Source organism: Wolbachia endosymbiont (group A) of Hedychridium roseum, assembly GCF_964028325.1.
GTDB lineage: Bacteria > Pseudomonadota > Alphaproteobacteria > Rickettsiales > Anaplasmataceae > Wolbachia.
Genome location: NZ_OZ034755.1, coordinates 302,146 through 323,297 on the forward strand (window position 1 = coordinate 302,146; position 21,152 = coordinate 323,297).

Here is a 21,152-nt window from a genome sequence, read left to right on the forward strand (position 1 = left end):
TTTAACACTCCCCTTCAATCTCACTAATAGAAAGGCCAGTAAACTTGACAATAGTGTTGACATCAACATTATTAGCCAGCATTGCTTTTGCGACTTCAATTTTCCCTTCAATTTTCCCTTCAATTTTCCCTTCAATTTTTCCTTTCTCTATACCTTTTTGTATACCTTTCTCTTCAGCAAGATCAAGTCTGTATTCAAGAATGGCTTCTTCTTTCCGTAGATCCATTATTCTTTCTTCGTAAGCTACTAAATCTTTTTCGTTCCAACGAAACTTGTCTAATTCATCATATGCTAGCTTTATTATTGGCGCTTTTTCTGCAATTTTCTTTAGATCTTCATCTGTCGTTTCTTCAGCATATTTAAAGAAAAATAGCCAACGATCTACTATGCTTTCTAGCTGTTCTACTTTGCTTTTTGTAAATTTAGGTAACTCAATAAAGACAAATTGAAAATCTTTTAAGTAATGGCCGTTGGTTTTTATATCACGTATATTATGAGTAGAGATATAACCAACTTCTTCAGGAAGTAAGTTACAATTGGAAATAGCAATAAAGAAGACTTTCTTTAAATCAATGTAGTTGCCAGATTTATCTAATTGTCTTGAGTAGGCTTTAGCGGCATATAATTGAGCGCGTTTTTCGAAGCCCTTGTCTCTAGCGAGCTGCATTTCTGCTATATATCTATTTCCATGAGAATCCTTGCAGAGAACATCAACAATACTTTGTTTATCAGAGGCAACTTCGGGATCCATAATAGTGCTAAGAAACTCAACTTCTTGTATTGCATTTATCTCAGTAAACCCTAAAATATCGTTCAAAAAGTGGATCAGGATATTCTTATTTTTTTCCGTTCCAAAGATTTTTTTGAAACACAAATCATTGCGAGGATCGAGAAATTTTGAAAGAGCCATGGCAAAAATGCTTGAAAATATTAATAATTATACACTATTATTAACAATTATTCAACCATATTTTTGAAGATAGCTATAGCTATGCTGCCGCGGTATCTCTTAGCATAGATCCCGCTAACAAGTAGCGGGATGACGAGGATGCCGCCGCGGCGCTAACTAGTAGCGGAATGACGGTTTTTCAAATTGTCGGTAAATCTAAGTCAGTTTAGCTATAGGCAGCAATTTTCTGTATTTATTTTAAATTGAAGAAAGCTCAAATGAAAGATCATGTTTTGCTAAAAATCACAGAATGCAGTCTGGTTACACATATAGTTGAAGTAATTCAGATTTGTAAGATATGTTTATCTGCAGTTATAGCTTCAACAGTAGGCTTTACTCTTGATTACCTCAACATTTTCTCTTGGCAATTCTTTAATGAACCGAGAAGTGCGCATCGGTTGCCACTGGTTGTTAATTTCCCTCCTATCTGCACATGAAATGATTAACCTTTCTTTGGCTCTGGTTATGCCAACATATGCGAGTCTCCTTTCTTCTTCTAAAGCTTTACCACTTTTATCTTCAAAAGATCTTTGATGAGGAAATAATCCCTCTTCCCAACCAGGTAGAAACACGCACGGGAATTCAAGTCCTTTGGCTGCATGAAGAGTCATAACATATACGGTGTCATCGTTATTCATATTATCCACTTCCATCACTAGACTTATATGCTCCAAGAAAGTTGTGGCATTATCGAAATTTTTTAAAGATGAGATGAGCTCCTTGACATTTTCTATTCGTGCTAAGCCTGTTACCTCCTCATTTTCAAGCATTTCAATATACCCTGATTGGTTTGCTACGATTTTAACGAATTCATGCAGTGGTTTTACGCTTACTATTTCTTCCCAAGCTTTAATTTTATTTAAAAAATCATTTAGTGAGAGTTTAATTCTTTCGGTTACTTGATTACTATTAACTAATATTTTTGCTGCCTCAAAAAAAGAAATTTTGTTATCCTGAGCAGTCGTGTATATTTTCTTTAGAGTTGTAGCTCCTATGCTTCTTTTTGGCCGATTTACGATCCTTTCGAAAGCTAAGTCATCGTTATTGTTTGTAACGAGTCTTAAATATGCAATTATATCCCTGACTTCCTGACGTTCGTAGAATTTTACGCCACTTATAATCTTGTAGGGAATTGAATATTTTATAAAATACTCTTCGAGAACTCTAGTTTGAAAAGTGGCCCTTACCAGCACTGCAATGTCACTAAATCTGTATTTATTGAGCTTTAATATCTGTTCGCTTATGAACCTTGCTTCAGCTTTTCCGTCCCATAATTTTATTAGATTTACCTTTTCCCCTTCAACGTTTGTTGTCCACAATTTTTTTTCTAGCCGAGTTTTATTGTGATTGATAACATATGACGCAGTTGCAAGTATGTGAGATGTTGATCTATAGTTACACTCTAGTTTGACAGTTTTTGCATTTTTAAAATCATCAGAAAATTTTAAAATGTTTTCAACTTCTGCACCACGCCAACTGTATATTGACTGATCGTCATCTCCCACACAGCAAATATTTGAGTGCTTTTTTGCAAGGTATTTTAGCCAAAGATATTGTATTGCATTTGTATCTTGATACTCATCTACCATGACATACTTAAACTTGTTTTGGTAGTAGGACAGAACTTCGGTCTTTTGATTAAAGAGTTGTATGTTATATAGCAATAAGTCACCAAAATCGACAGAGTTAAGGAATTTTAACCTTTCCTGATACTGGTGATAGACTTTGAGTGCAATCACGTATACTGATCTAAATGATTGAACGTCTTCCACTTCAGATGGCAACAAACACTTCTCTTTCCATTGCTGAATAATATTCATAATGGTCTTACATTTTTCTGATAGGTAATCAGGGCTGATTTCATTCATGATGTTTTTTATTACCTGTAATTGGTCATCCACACCAATAATTGTAAAATTGGAATTTAGCCCCACGACTTCAGCATGATGACGTAGAATTTTTGCTGCAATTGCATGGAAAGTGCCAAGCCATGGTATGTTTGTGCCTGTTAGCTCAAGTACCCTTGATACCATCTCATTTGCTGCTTTGTTTGTGAATGTCACTGCTAATATCTCATCAGAGTAAGCGTGACCGTTCCTAATTATGTGCGCTATTCTTGAAGTGATCGTTCTTGTTTTTCCGGTTCCGGCTCCTGCCAATATTAAAACCGGTCCATCTATGTTAGTTACAGCTAATTGTTGTTCTGGATTTAGCAGTGAGAGATAATCGTTCATTTGCAGCTCTATAGATTATAACTTCGTAAAGTTAAACCTATGATCGAAATATTGTAAAGGTTTTATTGAATAGAACAGTTAAAGAATGTCCTAGGTGTATGGTCCCACCATACCAATTTATTGTACTAATTCTAGTATAACCTGCCGGGACAATCTATTTCAGTTCCAATACCTTACATTATAAGGATACAAGTCAATAATTGACAATCACTGAGATACAGGCTAAAATGTTTATATGATAATTCTTGTGAGGAGGAAAAATGGATTTTGACAAATATATTAAAGGCAATGCACTTTTTATACATGGATGTGTTGCTGTAGATATAGTGGTTAAAGAGCTAGTAAGGTTTTTACAAAATGAAACACACATTACAGAACTTGGTCTAGAATGGTGTAAAATTGATGATGAAGATGCAAAAGAGTTAGCTAAGCTTACACATCTTACTTCACTTGATTTATCCATGAACAACATTAGTGATAAAGGTGCAAAAGCTTTAGCTGGTCTTACCAGTCTGACTAGACTTAACTTATTGAGTAACAATATTAGTGTTGAAGGTGCAAAAGCTTTAGCCAATGGCAAGCTTAAAAATCTCAAGCAGCTTAACTTAGAAAACAACAATATTGGTGATGAAGGTGCAAAAGCTTTAGCCAATGGTAAGCTTGAAAATCTCAAGCAGCTTAATTTAAAAAACAACAATATTGGTGATGAAGGTGCAAAAGCTCTAGCTAACGATAATCTTACAAGTCTTGAATGGCTTAAATTATCATGTAACAAAATTGGTGGTAAAGGTGCAAAAGCTTTAGCTAATGGTAAGCTTGAAAATCTTAAATATCTTGATTTAACGCAAAATAATATTGGTGCTTCTGAAGGTGCAAAAGGGTTGGCTGAAGGTAATCTTATCAATCTTGTTCAACTTAATTTAACCCAGAATAAGATTGGTAAAAAGGGCGCAAAAGTTTTAGCCAATGGTAAGTTTGAAAATCTCGAGCAGCTTAACTTAGAAAACAACAATATTGGTGATGAAGGTGCAAAAGCTTTAGCTAATAACAATCTTACAAAGCTTGAATACCTTAGTTTAAAAGACAACTACATTCGTAATGAAGGTGCAAAAGCTTTAGCTAATGGTAACTTTACAAAGCTTCAACATCTTATCTTAACCGAAGGTGTTGGTGATGAAGTTAGAAAAGAGCTAGAAGCTAAGCTTACAAATTGTACTGTTGTTGTACATTACCATAATCAAAATCTACCATTCAGTCCTGAAAACAATAGCAAATATTATGCTGGCTACAGTACAGCAATTGGCTTATTTTTAGGTTTGAGCATAGCATATCTTGCAGGAGCTGCTGCTTTAACTCCTGTTATTGCTGTTGCAGTATTTATTGCAGCCACTGTTGTTGGTGCACTGGTGGGTTATGGTATTGGAAAATTTTGTGAAAAGGTCAGTGAAGAGAAGCAAAATGATCCTGATATGAGTATGTGTACTGCAATTAAGAATGTCCTTATCCCTGAGTGTTTAATCCATAAGGTAGGCATTTAGTATTGACTTTACAACGATAGTCACTTTAAATTAGTAATTGTTGTTGCAGTTAAAGTATCGATGCCTTTTTTCTTTTATTTTTTCGCAATTCTTAGCATTTTATCTGCTGTTTGTGTAATTAGTGTAAGAAATCCTGTGCATGCAGTATTATTTTTAATTTTCACCTTCGTTAATTCTGCAGTTCTTTTTATTCTCCTTGGAGCTGAATTCATTGCTATGATGGTGCTGATAGTATATATCGGTGCGGTTGCAGTGTTATTCCTTTTTGTAGTTATGATGCTCGATATTGACTACATAAGGTTGCGCCAGGGTTTTGCGAAGCATTTCACTCCTGGTGCTATATTATGTGTTGTGTTTTTTCTGATTATCAGTTTTGTAATCCGCAGCTCAACGCTGAATATAAGTAATGTTATAAACTATAATGCCAATAACGTGAAAGCTATCGGTAATTTGCTCTACACTGACTACATGTACGCTTTTCATCTTTCTGGTATTCTGCTGCTTGTTGCAATTGTCGGTGCAATTGCTCTTACTTTGCAGGACAAGAAAAAAGGAGTTAAAAAACAGAATGTATTAAAGCAATTGACACAATCTTCATCTGTAAAATTGGTTAAGGCTAAATTTGGAAAAGGAGTAGAATGGAAATAGGATTAAATCATTTTTTGATAGTTGCTGCTATTTTGTTCACTATTGGGGTGTGCGGTATTTTCATTAACCGTAAGAGCATAATCAATATACTGTTATCAATAGAAATATTATTGCTGGCGATTAACATCAATTTAGTTGCTTTTTCTGCCTTTATGAATGATATAGTTGGGCAAATTTTTGTGATGTTTGTGTTGACTGTTGCGGCAGCAGAGTCAGGAGTTGGGCTTGCAATATTGGTTGTATATTATAGAAGTCGTGGCAATATAGATGTTGAACAAGCGAACTTAATGAAAGAATGAAAGTATGATGGATATACTGAAATTAATAGTATTTTTGCCACTCTTTGGTTCGCTATTTGCAGCACTTTTTAGAAAAAGTCAGTTAGTTACAACGGCAGGGATTGGAATATCTGCAGTTTTATCTTGGTATGTTTTTCTCACCTTCTCTGAAAACTATCATTTAGTTTTATTTCCTTTGTTTTCATTAAGTGTATTAAAAGTAAATTGGGCAATTAGTGTGGATGCTCTCTCATCCTTAATGCTTATTGTTATTACCACCGTTTCACTAGTAGTCCACCTCTATTCTATCGGTTATATGGAGCATGATAAAGGGAAGTCGAGGTTTTTTTCTTACCTATCGCTATTTACGTTTTGCATGATTGTGCTGGTTGTAAGCGATAATTTCGTGCAGCTTTTTTTTGGCTGGGAAGGGGTTGGCCTATGTTCTTATTTACTCATAGGATTTTGGTTCCAAAAATATTCTGCAAATAATGCAGCAATTAAAGCATTTGTTGTAAATAGGGTAGGAGACTTTGCACTATTAATTGGAATCTTTCTTATTTATTATACATTTCACTCTTTGAAATTTACTGAAGTTTTTGACACAGCTGATCTTCTTGGCGCACAGAACATTAGGGCATTCTGCTGTGAATTTAAAATAATTCATATAATATGCATATTACTTTTTATTGGCTGTATGGGTAAATCTGCACAGCTTGGTTTACATGTTTGGTTGCCAGATGCAATGGAAGGGCCAACCCCTGTTTCTGCACTCATTCACGCAGCAACGATGGTAACAGCAGGTATATTTTTAGTAGCAAAATGTTCTCCATTGTTTGAGCTATCAAATGTGGCACGAGAATTAATAGTTATTGTTGGGGCACTTACTGCTTTTTTTGCAGCTACGGTTGCGATTACTCAGAACGATATAAAAAAAATAATTGCTTATTCAACCTGCAGCCAACTTGGTTATATGTTCATGGCATGTGGGCTTTCTGCTTACAATGTTGCTATTTTTCATTTAATGACACACGCTTTTTTTAAAGCTCTACTATTTCTTGGTGCTGGCAATGTAATTCATGCAATGCATCATGAGCAAAACATTCAGAAAATGGGAAATTGCTGGAAGAAAATCCCTTGCACTTACACTCTCATGTGGATTGGGTCTCTTGCGCTTTCTGGAATATTTCCATTTGCAGGTTTTTACTCAAAGGATTTGATAATTGAACATGCTTATAGCACGGATAGCTTTGCTTTTGTAATAAGCTTAGTTGTTGCATTCTTCACAGCGTTTTACTCTTGGAGGTTATTGCTTCTTGTGTTCCATAGCCAAAAACAAAGTAAAATTAATATACATGAAGCACCGAAGATTATGCTTATACCATTACTGATACTTGCTTTTGGATCGGTATTTTCTGGAGTGTGGGGAGCAAATATTTTGAACATAACTAGTAATGCGTTTTGGAAATCAAGTTTAATGGTGATTGATGAGCATGGAGTTCATAATTTCTTTATAAAACTACTACCAACCTTGGCAAGCCTAAGTGGAATAGCTCTTGCGTACCTGATTTACCAATATCAAGTAATTAGGCAAATTAAGAGTAAATTTTTACTTAAGTTTTTGCAGAATAAATGGTACTTTGATGAGGTGTATGAGTTTGTTATAATTGCACCGATAAGGTTTATATCTAGGCTTCTATGGAAGTTTGATGTTAAGGCTATTGATTCATTTGGACCAAATGGTGTTGTAAGGTTGGTTAACGAATGTTCAAAAAGTTCTATAAAGTTACAAACTGGTTATATATTTGATTATGCATTTATTATGTTTGTTACTTTAATAATCGGTGCTTTATATATTATTGGAATTAAATAGAAGGTGTTGTTACTTAGTATATTCTTGCTTCCACTGATAGGAGCGTTGATTTTATCCTCGATCAGGATTAATCATCAATCTATACACTTAAGATTCCTTGCCCTATTTTTTGCTGTACTTCCATTTTTGCTTAGCATTGTAGCTTGTATAGAATTTGATTATAACAATGCGGACTTTCAGTTTGTCAGCTATCCAGTAAGAGATATTGGAATAGGGGTGGATGGAATATCGTTGCTTTTCCTTCTACTTACGACCTTCTTGTTTGTTATTTGTATGCTCTATAATTGCAAAATGAGTTATACGACCCTAAAAGCCTATATGGCATTATTTCTACTGCTTGAGAGTTTTGTAGTCGGTTTTTTCGTTTCACTGAATGCTATAAGCTTTTATGTGTTTTTTGAAGCTGTCTTAATACCAATGTTCTTTATTATTGGCATTTGGGGAGGGAAGCAAAGGATATATGCGACGTTTAAGTTATTTCTTTATACATTAACTGGCTCATTATTATTTCTACTTGGGTTGGTATACATCTATAGTGTTTTTGGAACGTTTAGTATACAAAAATTAGCTACATTAGTGCCAAGCCTTGATCTTGAAGTGCAGTCATTGCTGTGGATTGCATTTTTTATTTCTTTTGCAATAAAAGTACCTATGTTTCCATTTCACACTTGGCTTCCTGATGCGCATGTGCAATCACCAACTTCTGGGTCTGTGATTTTAGCTGGCTTGCTTATTAAAATGGGGGGATATGGATTTTTAAGGTTTTCTATTCCAATGCTTCCTCAGGCAAGTTTGTATTTTTCAAATTTCGTTGTTGTGCTGAGCATTATTGCGGTGATATATGCTTCTCTAGTTGCGTTTGCTCAAGATGATATAAAGAAGTTAATAGCTTATTCTTCAATAGCACATATGGGAATCGTTACCGCTGGCCTCTTTTCATTTTGTGAGGAAGGAGTACTGGGTAGCATATTTCAAATGATTAGTCATGGCCTTATTTCTGCTGCTTTATTTTTGTGTGTTGGAATGCTATATACTCGAACTGGAACTTTGGAGATTGCAAAGTACTTTGGCATAGTAAATACAATGCCAAAATTTGGTTTTATGTTCATTTTGTTTTCAATGGCTTCAATAGGGCTACCTGGAACATCTGGGTTCATAGGTGAGTTTTTGGCTATGGTTGGAATGTTTAAGAGCATAGGTTTTTTTACAGGATTTATCGCACTTGGCACTATTTTAAGCGCAGTTTATATGCTGAATTTATGTAAGCAAATAATATGGGGGGTTAGCTATTCTAAATTATTAAATAATCGCTTGGATAGCATAGAATTTTCTGTCTTAATTCTGCTTGCAGTGTTTGTTATTTTGCTTGGATTCTACCCAACCCTTGCACTGAATTATTTGAAGCCATGTATGGCAAATTTGTTAGTCAAATATAATGCGCTATGAATTATATACAGATATTGCCGGAAACGTTCTCTATTATCTCCTCGTTAGTGTTGCTACTGCTTGGAATTATATTTAACCGCCGAACTATCAACTTATTAGCACTTGGCTGCACAGTGGTAACTTTGATTATTTTAATTATTTCGGCAGAAAACAATGAAATTTTTCTCTTTAATTCGTTGTTAAAACTCAATTTATACATCAGTTCAGCCCAAGGGTTAATTCTCAGCACAGGAATTTTAATACTTTTGATGCTGAATTTATCAAAATATGACTATAAATATGAATTTTCAATACTGATTCTTTTTGCGCTATTTGGCATGATAACTTTGGTTTCAGCAAATAGTCTGATTTCTTTTTACTTAGCTTTTGAGTTGATGAGTATATCTTTATATGTTCTTGCGAGCTTTAATAAAGATTCAGCTTATTCATGTGAAGCAGGAGTGAAATATTTTACACTTAGTGCACTATCTTCCTGCATTATGCTATATGGAATGTCGCTGCTTTATGGATATACAGGACAAGTCAATTTCTCTGAGCTCTGTTCATTCTTGCAAAACCATCAGATAACTTATGGAATAGTTTTTGGGTTAGTTTTTATCCTTATTGGTTTGTGTTTCAAGCTTGCTATTGCTCCTTTTCATATGTGGGCTCCAGATGTCTATCAAGGTGCACCTACCATAGTAACTGCGTTTTTTTCTACGGCCCCAAAAGCTGCACTTGTAACATTTTTAATTCGATTGATGAATGAAGAGTTAGTAAATGTAAAAAGTTATGTTCAGCCTATTTTCTTATACGTTTCAGCATTGTCTGTGCTTATCTCAGCTTTTGGGGCCTTGCGTCAGCAAAACTTAAAAAGGCTGCTTGCTTACAGTTCAATTGGTCACATTGGTTTTATATTTGCTTCACTTTCTATTTTTACACAAGCAGGAACAGATAGTGCCTTAATGTATTTGGTGATATATATCATCACAAGCATAGGACTATTCTCATATCTCGTACAAATTGACGATGACGATTGTGATATTGCAAATTTATCTGGTATAGGGAAGAAACACCCAATTGTAGCATTTCATCTTTCTGTACTGTTACTCTCGATGTCGGGAATACCTCCACTTGCAGGTTTTATCGCTAAATTTTTTATATTCAAAAGTTTAATAAATTCTGGCTTTATCAGCCTGTCTTTGATCCTTGTAATAGCGAGTGTGATATCATGCTACTATTATTTAAATATCATGAAAGTTATGTATTTTGATAAAGCTAGTGGTAATAAGGTTGCTTATTCTAAGGGTCTATTCATTATCACTTCAGTGGCTTCACTTATCAACCTCGTTCTTTTCTTATACGTTTTACTCACTCATTGAACTAAAGGGCTGACAAGGTGATCCCTAAGGGCTTTCATATTCATCATTACAAAGAAGTTTCAAGCACTAACGAAGAAGCGTTAGATTTAATTGATAAAGGAATATCAAATGAAACTGTCATTATTGCTGATAAACAAACAGAAGGTAGGGGACGCACTGGAAAAAGCTGGATTTCTCCAGAGGGTAATCTCTATGCGAGTTTGATAATTAACCAAGAAACGGATGTCAGCAAATTGACAGAATTGACTTTTGTTACTGCTCTTGCTGTTGGCAACACGTTACTATCATTTATAAGTGACAGTAACGTTCAACATAAATGGCCAAATGACATTCTAATCGATGGCAAGAAAATAAGTGGAATATTGCTTGAAAAAAGATCCAATTCGAATTGGCTCATTATAGGAATTGGAATTAATGTCAATCATGCACCACTTCCAGGAACAACGTGCATTAGCAATTACGGTGAATCTGTGTCTAACATGGATCTGTTAAAGGAATTAATAATAAATTTTAATAAGCTAAGAAAGCAATGGCTATTTGATGGGTTTTATGCTATAAGAGAAATGTGGTTAAAAAAAGCATTCAAAATGAATGAGCAAATCAGTGTAAAGTTAGCTGACAAATTGTATGAAGGAATTTTTGCTGATATAGATAAAAGTGGTAAATTGGTGTTGCAGCAAAAGGATGGAAGCTTAATTTATTTTGATGCAGGTGAGTTATTTATTGATAATGCATTATGAATACATATGTAATTTTTGCTTACCTTATTAGTTTCACGCTGATTGCTGGAGAGCTAATTTTTACCATTTCTTGCTATATTAAAAGTAAAAAAATCTTAGAAAGCCTTAAAAGTAATAATGAAGAAGAAACATAAGCGATTACTTATAACTTCAGGAATTTTCTGCTTTTTAAGTTGTGCAGTTTTTTTTATTTTAACAACGCTCAAAGAAAATATCTCATTTTTCTATACAGTAAGTGAGGCAATAGTTTTACCAAATAATCAAAAGCCAATCCGTGTTGGTGGAATGGTTGTTGAAAATAGTGTGATACGGAGCGAAAGCGAAGTGATTTTTCAAATGACAGATTTTAATAAGAGCGTTATGGTGAAATATCAGGGAATACTTCCACCAATGTTTTCAGAAAAAAGTGGTGTTGTTGTGCAAGGTAAAATGTTTGATAATAGTACTTTTCTTGCAGATACAGTGTTTGCAAAACATGATGAGAACTATATGCCGAAAGTTTTAAAATAGATTCCCTAATTCAGCTGTATTGAAACGATATGTAGAGAGAGTAACAGCCTGCTAGCAAGCTGTTACTTTCCTAACTACTATAATATATCAGAGTGAGTTGGCGCTTCCCATTCATCTATGTTATCACCACCAGTTGTTCCTGTTTTTAATTTTCCAACCTCTTCGTTTAGGTTGTCAAAGTTTTCTTTCAAAAATTTAAGATCCTTCTTATTATCCATAACTAGCTCTTCAACCCTATTTGAATTATCATACAATTCATCCATATAATCTTGATGACCTTTCAACACGTCATTCAATTTAGGAACAAATGTGTCATTTAAATCTTTGACTAGTTTATCTAGAATTTTGTGGACGTAATCGACCGACGCATTCTTTTCTTTATTGCCTTCAAAAGATTTAGGCTTAATTTTGACCTCTATGTCATTTATTATTCTACGATTGGTACCGCTCATTCTGCTTGTTACTCCAAAGTTGCTTTCGCTTTCTTTTACACTGTAATTACTCATATTAACTCCTATAAAAAATTAGAATTTAAAACTAACTAGTTACCTTGAAATGGTATGTGAAAAAAGTAATAGCCCACTGGGCTATTACTTTTTCTTATTTTTGCTAATTATTAGCTATTTTCTATCCTAGTGGATTTAACTCTGGAGAAAAAAAGGTGTTGGGATTTGTTATGTCAGAATCCGTGAATGAATCTACTTCATCTCTCAATTTATCGATTTTCCCAATTAAACCTGAATCTTTATCACCAATTTCCTTCTTTATTGTAGATAAGTGCTGTGTGGTTTGGCTTACTACATTATTGATATGTTTTATTATGGGATTGACTGATTCTACAAATGTGTCAGCTTTTACCATCCCTTTAGTTCCTGTTATCTCTTTTAATGGTGCCTCAATTAACTCCACATTAAATTTTTTATCTTCTGTTGAATTATTCATGTTTATTAACTCCTTAAATAATAATATTAAAAATAATGTTATTCATTATCTTCTGTAATCTGCTAAACAGATATGGAGTAATCCTGAACAGTATAAGCATCATTACTGTTAAGGTAATACTCTTCATTTACTACAGAAGAATGTTGATAGCTAAATTGATTGGGGTTAACTATATCATCACCTTCCAGCAATTCCTTAAGTTCTTCAAGTTTTTCTTTCATTTCCTCTTGTTTCTTGTTTTGTTCATCAAACTTCTCTTTTAATGCATCAATAATAGCTTTAGACTGATCTTGATTGCTGAGATCACCAATCACAGCTGTCACTTTCTCATAAGGCAGTTTGTGAATGATGTCTTTAAGCTCTTCTGTGCCTATGTTATCCAAAAGTTCTTTAAACTGCTCATTAGACATATTGCGAGCAAAAGCTTGAAGTTTGTCTGGGTTATCAACTAAAGACTTAATGATAATCTGAATCTTATTAGGATCAGTTAAATCTCCAGCTACTATTGCAAGTTTCTTGTGGTCTAGCTTATTAATTAAATCATGTAATCTATCTCCTTCTAAATTGTGTACTAGGGCTGGAAGTCGATTTTTCAACGTTTCGTCCAAAATAGTGTTTATACTTTTCTCATCTGCATCTTTTATTAGTTCTACAAACTGATCATTGCTTATTGTCTTGATAGCCTCCAGAAACTGATTCATTTTAAGATGAGGGAAAATTTCTTTTACTTGGTCTAGATTTAAGTCTTTCACTAGGTTTGTAAGCTGATTTTTATCTAAAAGAGGAACAATTATTTGTAACTTTTCTGGATTTAGTTCCTGAGCAAGGGTTTTTAGCTGGTGATTGGTTAGATGATCCACTAAAGCTTGGAGTTGTTCATCCATTAAGTTCTCTGCTAAGACCTGCAACTGGTTTGAATTTAGTTCAGGAATTATTTTTTGCAGCTGCTCATTCGTTAAATTCTGTGCTAAAATCTGGAGTTGATTTGAATTCAGTTCAAAAATTATTTTTTGCAGTTGAATAGGTATATCAAGTAACATATTATTCACTATTTCCTTTATTTCCCCTGCATTACAAGGTGCTACGTTTTTTTGCAGCGCTGTATTGTAAGGTGAATCGATAATATTTCCTTTTTTATCTGAGAAATAGTATTTACCACTTTCGTCTCGCGTTACGTATTGATACGATACAGCTTGTGCAAGAAAATCCACACTACTGTATCTTTCACTGTTATCTCCTACACTAGTTACTACGTTTACTAGCTGATCATTAAGGTATATAAGAGAATTATTAGTGGCATCTCGGTTATACCAGTTATTAGCGTTCAGACTTTGTCCCGATTCATTAAGACAAGTATACGTTCCGTTATGAAATTGACAGAAGTTTACGTTTAGTGTTAGCACCTCTTCACTTTTATCATTCAGCGGTATAAAAGCAAGTTTAGCAATTTTGTATGGTCTACTCACATCAGCATTATCTCTGCCAGAAAAAGAGGTTCCTAAACAAACATTTTTGCCTGGATAGCATGTCATTCCTTCGCTTATCACAAGAGACTTTCCAGGTACCATCTTAAAAACATGCTTTTTTCCACTCATAGGCATTACCAATAAATTAACTGTTAGTATTCTAACATTTATTGATTAATTTATTATTAAATTGGTATATATTAGAATTATAATAACAAACATTACTTGCATAAAGAAAAGTTACAGAAAGAGGGATTTTTTAGGGAACTAGTATAAAATACTAATGGGCTAAAATAAGCTGACTTTATGATATGCTAGAACCTATATTGGTGGAGGCAAGCGGGATCGAACCGCTGACCTTCTGCGTGCAAAACAGATGCTCTACCAGCTGAGCTATGCCCCCAATTCTTGCTTAAAGCATAAATCACTCAGGCTGAAATGCAAGAAATATTTATCTGTTATAGCTAAACTGACTTAGATTTACTGACAATTTGAAAAACCGTCATTCCGCTGCGTGTTAGCGGAATCTATCTGCAGCAGTGTGACGTGTTAGCTATAGGCTATTGCTAAGCATTATAATAGTGCACAAATTCTGCAGGGTATATACAGTTTTCTATTTTTCTTATCTCCTTAGCGTTATACTTCACACCATCCAAATAAATCTGTGAACTGAAAATTAACAAGAAGTTTTCCTTTAAAAATTTTTTAAATTATCCATAGATTTTTTAACTAAATTATCACTAACGCAGTATATTATATAATTTATTTAACCACACATGAAAATTTTAGTTTGATTAAAACGGATAAAAACTGTATTGATGTTTAGTATAGCTGAAAAATGAAATGATCCCGTAGCTCAGCCGGTAGAGCAACTGACTTTTAATCAGTGGGTCACGCGTTCGAATCGCGTCGGGATCACTCACAAATTTTGAAAAACATGCTAAAAGAACAAGACAAAATATTCACCAACCTAAATGGTAAAGAAACTCCACTACTTAAGGGTGCAAAAAAACGTGGTAGCTGGCAAAAAACAAAGGAGTTACTAGATTTAGGATCAGAAAAGATCATTGATGAAGTAAAGAAATCTGGTTTGAGAGGTCGAGGGGGTGCAGGATTTTCCACCGGCCTTAAGTGGAGCTTTATGCCCAAAAATCTCCCAAAAGCATATTTAGTAGTCAATGCAGATGAGTCAGAACCTGGTACATGTAAAGATAGAGATATATTGCGATATGAGCCACATAAGTTACTTGAGGGAATTCTCCTAGCCGGCAAAGCGATCAGCGCATCAGTTGCGTATATTTATATCAGGGGTGAATTTTATAATGAATATTTAGTTCTAAAAAAAGCACTTGAGGAAGCCTATAAAGAAAACTTAATTGGAAAAAATGCCTGCAAATCAGGTTATGATCTTGATGTGTTTATCCATAGGGGTGCAGGAGCTTACATATGTGGGGAAGAAACAGCTCAACTCGAATCAATTGAAGGAAAAAAGGGCTTTCCTCGCATGAAACCTCCATTTCCCGCAGGTGTTGGACTTTTTGGCTGTCCAACCACAATAAACAACGTTGAAACTATAGCCATGGTTCCAGATATTCTAAATCGCGGAGGAGAATGGTTTGCATCTCTTGGTAAACCAAATAATACTGGTACTAAGATTTTTTGTATTTCAGGACATGTAAACAACCCGTGTAATGTTGAAGAAGAGCTCGGAATTCCACTACGTGAATTGATTGAAAAATACGCAGGTGGAGTGCGAGGGGGTTGGGATAATTTACTTGCTGTAATACCTGGTGGGTCTTCAGTGCCATTAATTCCAAAATCTATATGCGATACTATTGAAATGGATTTTGATTCATTAAGAACCGCACAATCAGGGCTTGGTACTGCTGCTGTAATAGTGATGGATAAATCAACTGATATAATAGCTGCAATAGAGAGGTTATCACACTTTTACATGCATGAGTCCTGTGGACAATGCACACCATGCCGTGAAGGTACTGGATGGATGTGGAGGATTATGAAGAGGATGGTGGCAGGAGATATTAAGCCTGATGAAATAGATAAGCTGCTTGACCTTACAACTCAAATAGAAGGACATACAATTTGCGCGCTTGGTGATGCTGCAGCTTGGCCGATTCAAGGATTAATAAGACATTTTCGCCATGTTATCAAAGAGAGAGCGATAATTTAACTCTACTTATACTTCTTAAGCCGTTTTGCTACTTAGCAACCAAAGTTAAAAAATATTGATTTCCTTCTCTTTTAGGTGCTAATTCTACCTTTGCAATATCTTCAGTGTCTCTAATTAGCCGTTCTAATTTTTCCAGTCCAACTTCAGTGTTTATAAGCTCTCTCCCTCTAAATCTCATTGTAACTTTAATTTTATGTCCATGCACAAGAAAATCCATTGTTTGACGCAATTTTGTTTCGTAGTCGTGATCACCAATATTGGGACTCAGTTTAACTTCTTTTATAGTTAATGCTTTTTGTTTCTTTTTTGCTTCACTTGCCTTCTTTTTTGCATCATATTTTTGTCTGCTGTAATCCAGAACTTTACATACTGGAGGAGTTGAATCAGGTGCAATTTCCACCAAGTCTAAACCGACATTCTGAGCAGATGCCAAAGCTTGTTCTATTGGCACAATTCCGACCATTTCACCACTGTGATCAACTAAGCGTACCTCCTTAGCTGTGATGAGTTCATTAATTCTATTTTTATTGTTCTTTTTTATTTGCAAACTTTAACTCCCTTAATTCAAATTAACACTTTTTAACAGCGATTCAGTAGCCTTTTCCAAAGAAAAAGACTCCTGTCTTTCTGATCCTAAATTTCTCACTGACACAGTTTTACTTGTAACTTCATTTTTGCCTATAATCCATAATATAGGAACCTTGTTTGAACTATGCAAACGTATCTTATAACTAATTTTTTCATTGGTCAAATCAGTCTTGACTCTCACACCTTGTTCTTTTAAAATATTGCTAATTTCTGTGGCGTAACCGTCAGCTTCATTTGTAATGGTCAGAATAGCAAGTTGCGTTGGAGCAAGCCAAACTGGAAATTTTCCTGCATAATTTTCTATCAAAATTCCGATAAAACGCTCAAAAGTCCCAAGAATTGCCCTATGTAACATGACAGGGTGATGCTTGTGCCCATCTGCCCCTATATAAAAAGCTCCCAGACGTTCTGGTAAAATGAAATCAACTTGTAATGTTCCACATTGCCAATTTCTGCCTATTGCGTCTTTCAAAACGAACTCTAACTTTGGACCATAAAATGCACCTTCACCAGGGCTCAGTTCATAACTCAAGCCCGCTTCTTTAACGGCTTCAAGCAGCGCTTTTTCAGCTCTATCCCACACTTCATCATTACCGGCTCTAATATCTGGACGGTCTGAAAATTTCACAGAAATTTCATTGAATCCAAGCTCTGAATATACTTCTTTTAAAAGGTCACAAAACTTTACAGTTTCAGAATTTACTTGTTCTTCCATACAAAAAATGTGTGCATCGTCTTGCGTAAAACCACGCACTCGCATCAGTCCGTGCAATGAGCCTGAGCTTTCATTTCTATGGCATGTACCAAACTCTGCCATACGTATTGGTAGATCACGATAGCTTCTCGTGTGAGAATTAAAAATCTGCACATGACAAGGACAATTCATAGGTTTTATTGCTAGCTTTTTGCTTTCAGATTCATCAACAATGAACATATTTTCACGAAATTTATCCCAATGTCCCGACTTTTCCCACAGTTCTTTACTTACCAAAATAGGAGTTTTTACTTCAAAATAGCCATTATTTATCAATTTCTTTCTTATATAAGACTCAAGAACATTATATAGAGTATATCCTTGTTCATGCCAAAAAACCTGCCCGACAGCTTCCTCTTGGATGTGAAATAAATCCATATCCTTAGCAATTTTGCGGTGATCACGTTTTTCTGCTTCTTTGAGACACTCAAGGTAAGCGTTTAATTCATCCTTATTTCTCCATGCGGTGCCATATATTCGCTGTAACATTGGACCCTTAGAATCACCACGCCAGTATGCTCCTGCAACTTTCATAAGCTTAAACGCTTTGACTCTGCCAGTTGAAGGAGAATGTGGACCGCGGCATAAGTCAACAAAATCGCCTTGTCTATAAACAGTTAGGTTTTCACTCTCTGGTATAGAGGATATAATTTCAACCTTATATTTTTCGCCTATACCACTAAAGAAATCAACTGCCTGCTTGCGAGTCCAAACCTCTCGAACAAATCTGTGATTACTTTTTACAATCTCTTTCATTTTCTTTTCTATTGCAGCAAGATCATCCGTAGTGAAGGTACGATCTGTAGCAAAATCATAGTAAAAACCGTCCTGAATTGTTGGGCCAATAGTAATCTGAGTATTAGGAAATAGCTCTTTCACTGCCTGCGCCATTATATGAGCAGCATCGTGCCTTATTATGTCCAAACCCACTTCGTCACTCAGTTGTATCACCTCTATCTCTGTATCAGATTCAATTTCACGTGAGAGATCATATAACTCACCGTTTACTTTCAATGCAACTGCTTCTTTCAAAGCATCCAGTTGTAATATATCAAAGCCAGTGACTTTATCGTCATATTCTTCTATTCTTTTTTCAGCTGGAAAAGTAATTTTAATCATTTATCGACCCTTTTGTCTAACCCTCTCTTTGTCATCCCAGTGCGTGACACTGGGATCCATCTTATTTTTATAATGGAAATTAGTTTAACGTATGCTCCTAAAATCTGTTGTCCATTGCACAATTTACAAATATTTTTATACCTGGATCCCAGTGTCACGCACTGGGATGACAAAAAAAGGAACACTGAAATGACAGAAAAACAGCACCTGGGTAACAGAGGAATGATTTGAAAGCTATAAATTTTTAACATCAGTAGTACGGTCTATTCTTTTTTAACCTGAGTGCAATTGCGTCTTCCCAAACTTCACCATTACGCAATAACTTTTCTTTATTGTACATTAGCTCCTCTCTTGTTTCAGTAGCAAATTCAAAGTTAGGACCCTCCACAATTGCATCAACTGGACATGCCTCTTGGCAAAGTCCGCAGTATATGCATTTTGTCATATCAATATCATAGCGCGTGGTGCGACGACTACCGTCTTCTCTTTCCTCTGCTTCAATAACTATTGCTTGAGCAGGGCAGATAACTTCGCATAATTTACAAGCTATGCATCGTTCTTCACCGTTTGGATACCTACGCAACGCATGCTCACCACGAAACCTTGGACTTAAAGGGCCCTTCTCCATAGGATACCTCAAAGTAACCTTTGGCTTAAACATATATTTTAATGTAATAACAAACCCTTTAATTAACTCTACAAAAGACCAATACCAAGCTAATTTCTTGAGCATAAAATATTTAAAACCTATGTTGATAATTATAAATCATATTATCAGTTTTCAAAATAAATATTTTCACCTGAGTGACCTTTGCAGTTTTTTATATAATGTATTTATTAATATGATATTACTATAAACTAGCAAGATAGATAAAAATTTTGAATATTTTCAAATTAGGTATTTTGGTTTCTTAAGTGTAATATTGCTAAGTAGTTTATATAAATAATGACAAACACAAATGAAACTATTTTCGCTTTATCGACCGTATTGGGTAAGTCAGGAGTTGCAGTAATCAGAATTTCAGGCAACTACGCGCTTAAAGCTTTAAATCATTTTCATATTAAGAAAGAAATTAAACCAAGATTTGCTACTTTAGTTGATCTATATGATGATTCCAATCAATTGATAGATAATGGAATAATCATCTATTTCCCTGCTCCAAACAGTTTCACTGGCGAGAACGTTATAGAGTTACAAGTGCATGGAAGCAAGGCAGTCATAAAAATCATCTTGGAGGAATTATCAAAAATTTTCGTTATGGCCAAGCCTGGAGAATTCTCACTTAGGGCTTTTCTAAATAGTAAATTTGACTTAACGCAAATAGAAGGGATTGCAGACTTAATTGATGCTGAGACGAAAATGCAAGCTAAACAAGCGATTAAGCAGATATCGGGAGAATTGGAGAGACTATACAGCAATTGGAGGCAAAGATTAATAACGATACAATCCAAAATCGAAGCATATATAGACTTTCCAGAGGACATTTGGGCAGAAAAAAGTGAATTGAAAAAAATTAATAATGAAGTGCAATCTCTCGTGCAGTTGATACAAGAGCATTTAAATGATAATAGACGGGGCGAAAGGTTGCGTGAGGGTTTACATATTGTAATAACTGGTGAACCAAATGTCGGTAAATCAACTCTATTTAATTTCTTAGCCAAGCGTGATATTGCTATTGTTTCTGAATATGCAGGCACAACAAGAGACGTGCTTGAAGCTCATATTGACATTGGCGGATACCCAATCATTCTCTCTGATACTGCTGGAATTCGTGAGAGTTCAGACCCGATAGAATCAGAAGGCATAAGTCGAGCAAAAAAGAGGTCTTTTGAAGCTGATCTAAGAATAGAACTATTTCCTTTTGAACAACGTTATAATATCAATTGCAACGTTGTAAATAGCGATACTATTTATGTATTGAGCAAAGCTGACGATGCAATTAATGACAGAAATATACTGATTGGCGATGTAGATTTTCTACCTATTTCTATTTTAAAGGGAATAGGTACAAACAAGTTGATCTCTCTCATAAAAAAGAAGGCAGAGGAAAAATTTGGGCATGATAGAGACACTCCTGTGATTACTCGGCAAAGACATAGGAGTCACATGCAGAAAGCACTGGAACATTTACAACGTTTTAATATCGATAATCCAATTGAGTTGATATCTGAAGATTTGAGGCTTGCTGCATTTGAACTTGGTGCGGTGATTGGAATTATTAATGTTGAGGAAATATTGAGTAGTGTGTTTAGCAACTTTTGCGTGGGCAAGTAAAGCTTTTATAGATTGCTTAAAATCAAATGTTGTGATAGAAAAGAAATGGACGGATGGCCGAGCGGTTTAAGGCACCAGTCTTGAAAACTGACGTACGTGATGAGCGTACCATGGGTTCGAATCCCATTCCGTCCGCACAGCATCCCGCGATGTTAGCTGATTTTTAGAGCTTATTTGGACTATGTGGTTCATAACGCTGGAAATCTTATCTAATCTAGCCACATCTTTTAAAAATACATC

At 35.0% G+C, this 21,152-nt stretch carries 20 protein-coding genes and 3 tRNA genes; 13 read left to right on the forward strand and 10 right to left on the reverse strand.

Translation table 11 applies throughout. From position 1 onward, the window contains the following. Position 1 precedes the first annotated feature (1 nt). Both ABWU23_RS01360 and ABWU23_RS01365 read right to left on the reverse strand, forming a co-directional pair. The gene (locus ABWU23_RS01360; RefSeq protein WP_353270674.1) at positions 2 to 910 is read right to left on the reverse strand and encodes an Rpn family recombination-promoting nuclease/putative transposase; all 909 of its coding nucleotides are present in this window, start codon (positions 908 to 910) and stop codon (positions 2 to 4) included. A 359-nt stretch (positions 911 to 1,269) separates the two neighbouring features. Then, on the reverse strand, positions 1,270 to 3,183 hold the full coding sequence (locus ABWU23_RS01365; RefSeq protein ID WP_353270675.1) for an ATP-dependent helicase: 1,914 nt from the start codon (positions 3,181 to 3,183) through the stop codon (positions 1,270 to 1,272). 260 nt (positions 3,184 to 3,443) lie between these two features. On the opposite strand from ABWU23_RS01365, the gene ABWU23_RS01370 reads away from it, so the two are divergent. The 9 genes from ABWU23_RS01370 to ccmE are packed head-to-tail and all read left to right on the forward strand — an operon-like array spanning position 3,444 to position 11,577. Beyond that, positions 3,444 to 4,721, forward strand: coding sequence for a hypothetical protein (locus ABWU23_RS01370; protein WP_353270676.1), 1,278 nt, complete (start codon positions 3,444 to 3,446; stop codon positions 4,719 to 4,721). Positions 4,722 to 4,781: 60 nt separating this feature from the next. Continuing rightward, entirely contained in the window at positions 4,782 to 5,369 is a 588-nt protein-coding gene (locus tag ABWU23_RS01375; protein ID WP_253309432.1) for an NADH-quinone oxidoreductase subunit J, read from the forward strand. Further along, on the forward strand, positions 5,360 to 5,668 hold the full coding sequence (nuoK, locus tag ABWU23_RS01380) for an NADH-quinone oxidoreductase subunit NuoK (protein WP_019236815.1): 309 nt from the start codon (positions 5,360 to 5,362) through the stop codon (positions 5,666 to 5,668). The genes ABWU23_RS01375 and nuoK overlap by 10 nt, the downstream gene beginning before the upstream one ends. 4 nt (positions 5,669 to 5,672) lie before the next feature. Then, positions 5,673 to 7,520 (forward strand): NADH-quinone oxidoreductase subunit L, encoded by a 1,848-nt coding sequence (gene nuoL / locus ABWU23_RS01385; protein WP_253309433.1) that lies wholly within the window; start codon positions 5,673 to 5,675, stop codon positions 7,518 to 7,520. Positions 7,521 to 7,523: 3 nt separating this feature from the next. After that, positions 7,524 to 8,966 carry a NuoM family protein gene (locus ABWU23_RS01390; protein WP_253309434.1) on the forward strand — a complete coding sequence of 481 codons (1,443 nt, stop codon included), beginning with the start codon at positions 7,524 to 7,526 and terminating at the stop codon, positions 8,964 to 8,966. Next, positions 8,963 to 10,327: an NADH-quinone oxidoreductase subunit N gene (locus tag ABWU23_RS01395; protein WP_353270677.1), complete on the forward strand. Its 1,365-nt coding sequence runs from the start codon at positions 8,963 to 8,965 to the stop codon at positions 10,325 to 10,327. The genes ABWU23_RS01390 and ABWU23_RS01395 overlap by 4 nt, the downstream gene beginning before the upstream one ends. Before the next feature lie 17 nt (positions 10,328 to 10,344). Then, positions 10,345 to 11,067: a biotin--[acetyl-CoA-carboxylase] ligase gene (locus ABWU23_RS01400; protein WP_253309436.1), complete on the forward strand. Its 723-nt coding sequence runs from the start codon at positions 10,345 to 10,347 to the stop codon at positions 11,065 to 11,067. Continuing rightward, positions 11,064 to 11,201: a hypothetical protein gene (locus tag ABWU23_RS01405; protein ID WP_253309437.1), complete on the forward strand. Its 138-nt coding sequence runs from the start codon at positions 11,064 to 11,066 to the stop codon at positions 11,199 to 11,201. The genes ABWU23_RS01400 and ABWU23_RS01405 overlap by 4 nt, the downstream gene beginning before the upstream one ends. After that, complete coding sequence (ccmE, locus tag ABWU23_RS01410) at positions 11,185 to 11,577, forward strand: cytochrome c maturation protein CcmE (protein ID WP_253309438.1); 393 nt, start codon at positions 11,185 to 11,187, stop codon at positions 11,575 to 11,577. The genes ABWU23_RS01405 and ccmE overlap by 17 nt, the downstream gene beginning before the upstream one ends. Positions 11,578 to 11,654: 77 nt before the next feature. Here the strand turns inward: ccmE and ABWU23_RS01415 are convergent, their stop codons facing one another. The 4 genes from ABWU23_RS01415 to ABWU23_RS01430 all read right to left on the reverse strand — a co-directional run bounded on the left by ABWU23_RS01415 (position 11,655) and on the right by ABWU23_RS01430 (position 14,388). Next, the gene (locus ABWU23_RS01415; RefSeq protein ID WP_253309439.1) at positions 11,655 to 12,083 is read right to left on the reverse strand and encodes a hypothetical protein; all 429 of its coding nucleotides are present in this window, start codon (positions 12,081 to 12,083) and stop codon (positions 11,655 to 11,657) included. Between the two features lie 121 nt (positions 12,084 to 12,204). Further along, complete coding sequence (locus ABWU23_RS01420) at positions 12,205 to 12,519, reverse strand: hypothetical protein (RefSeq protein ID WP_253309440.1); 315 nt, start codon at positions 12,517 to 12,519, stop codon at positions 12,205 to 12,207. Positions 12,520 to 12,581: 62 nt separating this feature from the next. Beyond that, positions 12,582 to 14,114, reverse strand: a complete 1,533-nt coding sequence (locus ABWU23_RS01425) for an MgtE intracellular N domain protein (RefSeq protein ID WP_353270678.1) — start codon at positions 14,112 to 14,114, stop codon at positions 12,582 to 12,584. Between the two features lie 198 nt (positions 14,115 to 14,312). Then, a tRNA-Ala gene (locus ABWU23_RS01430) sits at positions 14,313 to 14,388 on the reverse strand. Positions 14,389 to 14,830: 442 nt separating this feature from the next. On the opposite strand from ABWU23_RS01430, the gene ABWU23_RS01435 reads away from it, so the two are divergent. After that, positions 14,831 to 14,903: transfer RNA gene (locus tag ABWU23_RS01435), tRNA-Lys, on the forward strand. A gap of 19 nt (positions 14,904 to 14,922) precedes the next feature. Then, on the forward strand, positions 14,923 to 16,176 hold the full coding sequence (nuoF, locus tag ABWU23_RS01440) for an NADH-quinone oxidoreductase subunit NuoF (protein ID WP_253309962.1): 1,254 nt from the start codon (positions 14,923 to 14,925) through the stop codon (positions 16,174 to 16,176). A gap of 28 nt (positions 16,177 to 16,204) precedes the next feature. Here the strand turns inward: nuoF and infC are convergent, their stop codons facing one another. From infC to nuoI, 4 genes are all read right to left on the reverse strand, one after another. After that, positions 16,205 to 16,723, reverse strand: coding sequence for a translation initiation factor IF-3 (gene infC / locus ABWU23_RS01445; protein ID WP_353270679.1), 519 nt, complete (start codon positions 16,721 to 16,723; stop codon positions 16,205 to 16,207). Positions 16,724 to 16,735: 12 nt separating this feature from the next. Then, on the reverse strand, positions 16,736 to 18,637 hold the full coding sequence (thrS, locus tag ABWU23_RS01450; RefSeq protein ID WP_253309443.1) for a threonine--tRNA ligase: 1,902 nt from the start codon (positions 18,635 to 18,637) through the stop codon (positions 16,736 to 16,738). Then, positions 18,634 to 18,822 (reverse strand): hypothetical protein, encoded by a 189-nt coding sequence (locus ABWU23_RS01455; protein ID WP_187297136.1) that lies wholly within the window; start codon positions 18,820 to 18,822, stop codon positions 18,634 to 18,636. Before ABWU23_RS01455 ends, thrS begins: the two co-directional genes overlap by 4 nt. Before the next feature lie 65 nt (positions 18,823 to 18,887). Then, the gene (gene nuoI / locus ABWU23_RS01460) at positions 18,888 to 19,370 is read right to left on the reverse strand and encodes an NADH-quinone oxidoreductase subunit NuoI (RefSeq protein WP_038199316.1); all 483 of its coding nucleotides are present in this window, start codon (positions 19,368 to 19,370) and stop codon (positions 18,888 to 18,890) included. A gap of 213 nt (positions 19,371 to 19,583) precedes the next feature. On the opposite strand from nuoI, the gene mnmE reads away from it, so the two are divergent. Beyond that, positions 19,584 to 20,912: a tRNA uridine-5-carboxymethylaminomethyl(34) synthesis GTPase MnmE gene (mnmE, locus tag ABWU23_RS01465; RefSeq protein WP_264688437.1), complete on the forward strand. Its 1,329-nt coding sequence runs from the start codon at positions 19,584 to 19,586 to the stop codon at positions 20,910 to 20,912. 47 nt (positions 20,913 to 20,959) lie between these two features. After that, positions 20,960 to 21,047 (forward strand) — tRNA-Ser (locus ABWU23_RS01470). Positions 21,048 to 21,152: the final 105 nt, after the last annotated feature.

What these genes read in the sequence shown, in the direction of transcription:
- ABWU23_RS01360 (WP_353270674.1), bottom strand. Translation starts at nt 910, where the DNA reads ATGGCTCTTTCAAAATTTCTCGATCCTCGCAATGATTTGTGTTTCAAA.
- ABWU23_RS01365 (WP_353270675.1), bottom strand. Translation starts at nt 3,183, where the DNA reads ATGAACGATTATCTCTCACTGCTAAATCCAGAACAACAATTAGCTGTA.
- ABWU23_RS01370 (WP_353270676.1), top strand. Translation starts at nt 3,444, where the DNA reads ATGGATTTTGACAAATATATTAAAGGCAATGCACTTTTTATACATGGA.
- ABWU23_RS01375 (WP_253309432.1), top strand. Translation starts at nt 4,782, where the DNA reads ATGCCTTTTTTCTTTTATTTTTTCGCAATTCTTAGCATTTTATCTGCT.
- nuoK (WP_019236815.1), top strand. Translation starts at nt 5,360, where the DNA reads ATGGAAATAGGATTAAATCATTTTTTGATAGTTGCTGCTATTTTGTTC.
- nuoL (WP_253309433.1), top strand. Translation starts at nt 5,673, where the DNA reads ATGATGGATATACTGAAATTAATAGTATTTTTGCCACTCTTTGGTTCG.
- ABWU23_RS01395 (WP_353270677.1), top strand. Translation starts at nt 8,963, where the DNA reads ATGAATTATATACAGATATTGCCGGAAACGTTCTCTATTATCTCCTCG.
- ABWU23_RS01405 (WP_253309437.1), top strand. Translation starts at nt 11,064, where the DNA reads ATGAATACATATGTAATTTTTGCTTACCTTATTAGTTTCACGCTGATT.
- ccmE (WP_253309438.1), top strand. Translation starts at nt 11,185, where the DNA reads ATGAAGAAGAAACATAAGCGATTACTTATAACTTCAGGAATTTTCTGC.
- ABWU23_RS01415 (WP_253309439.1), bottom strand. Translation starts at nt 12,083, where the DNA reads ATGAGTAATTACAGTGTAAAAGAAAGCGAAAGCAACTTTGGAGTAACA.
- ABWU23_RS01420 (WP_253309440.1), bottom strand. Translation starts at nt 12,519, where the DNA reads ATGAATAATTCAACAGAAGATAAAAAATTTAATGTGGAGTTAATTGAG.
- ABWU23_RS01425 (WP_353270678.1), bottom strand. Translation starts at nt 14,114, where the DNA reads ATGAGTGGAAAAAAGCATGTTTTTAAGATGGTACCTGGAAAGTCTCTT.
- nuoF (WP_253309962.1), top strand. Translation starts at nt 14,923, where the DNA reads ATGCTAAAAGAACAAGACAAAATATTCACCAACCTAAATGGTAAAGAA.
- thrS (WP_253309443.1), bottom strand. Translation starts at nt 18,637, where the DNA reads ATGATTAAAATTACTTTTCCAGCTGAAAAAAGAATAGAAGAATATGAC.
- nuoI (WP_038199316.1), bottom strand. Translation starts at nt 19,370, where the DNA reads ATGCTCAAGAAATTAGCTTGGTATTGGTCTTTTGTAGAGTTAATTAAA.
- mnmE (WP_264688437.1), top strand. Translation starts at nt 19,584, where the DNA reads ATGACAAACACAAATGAAACTATTTTCGCTTTATCGACCGTATTGGGT.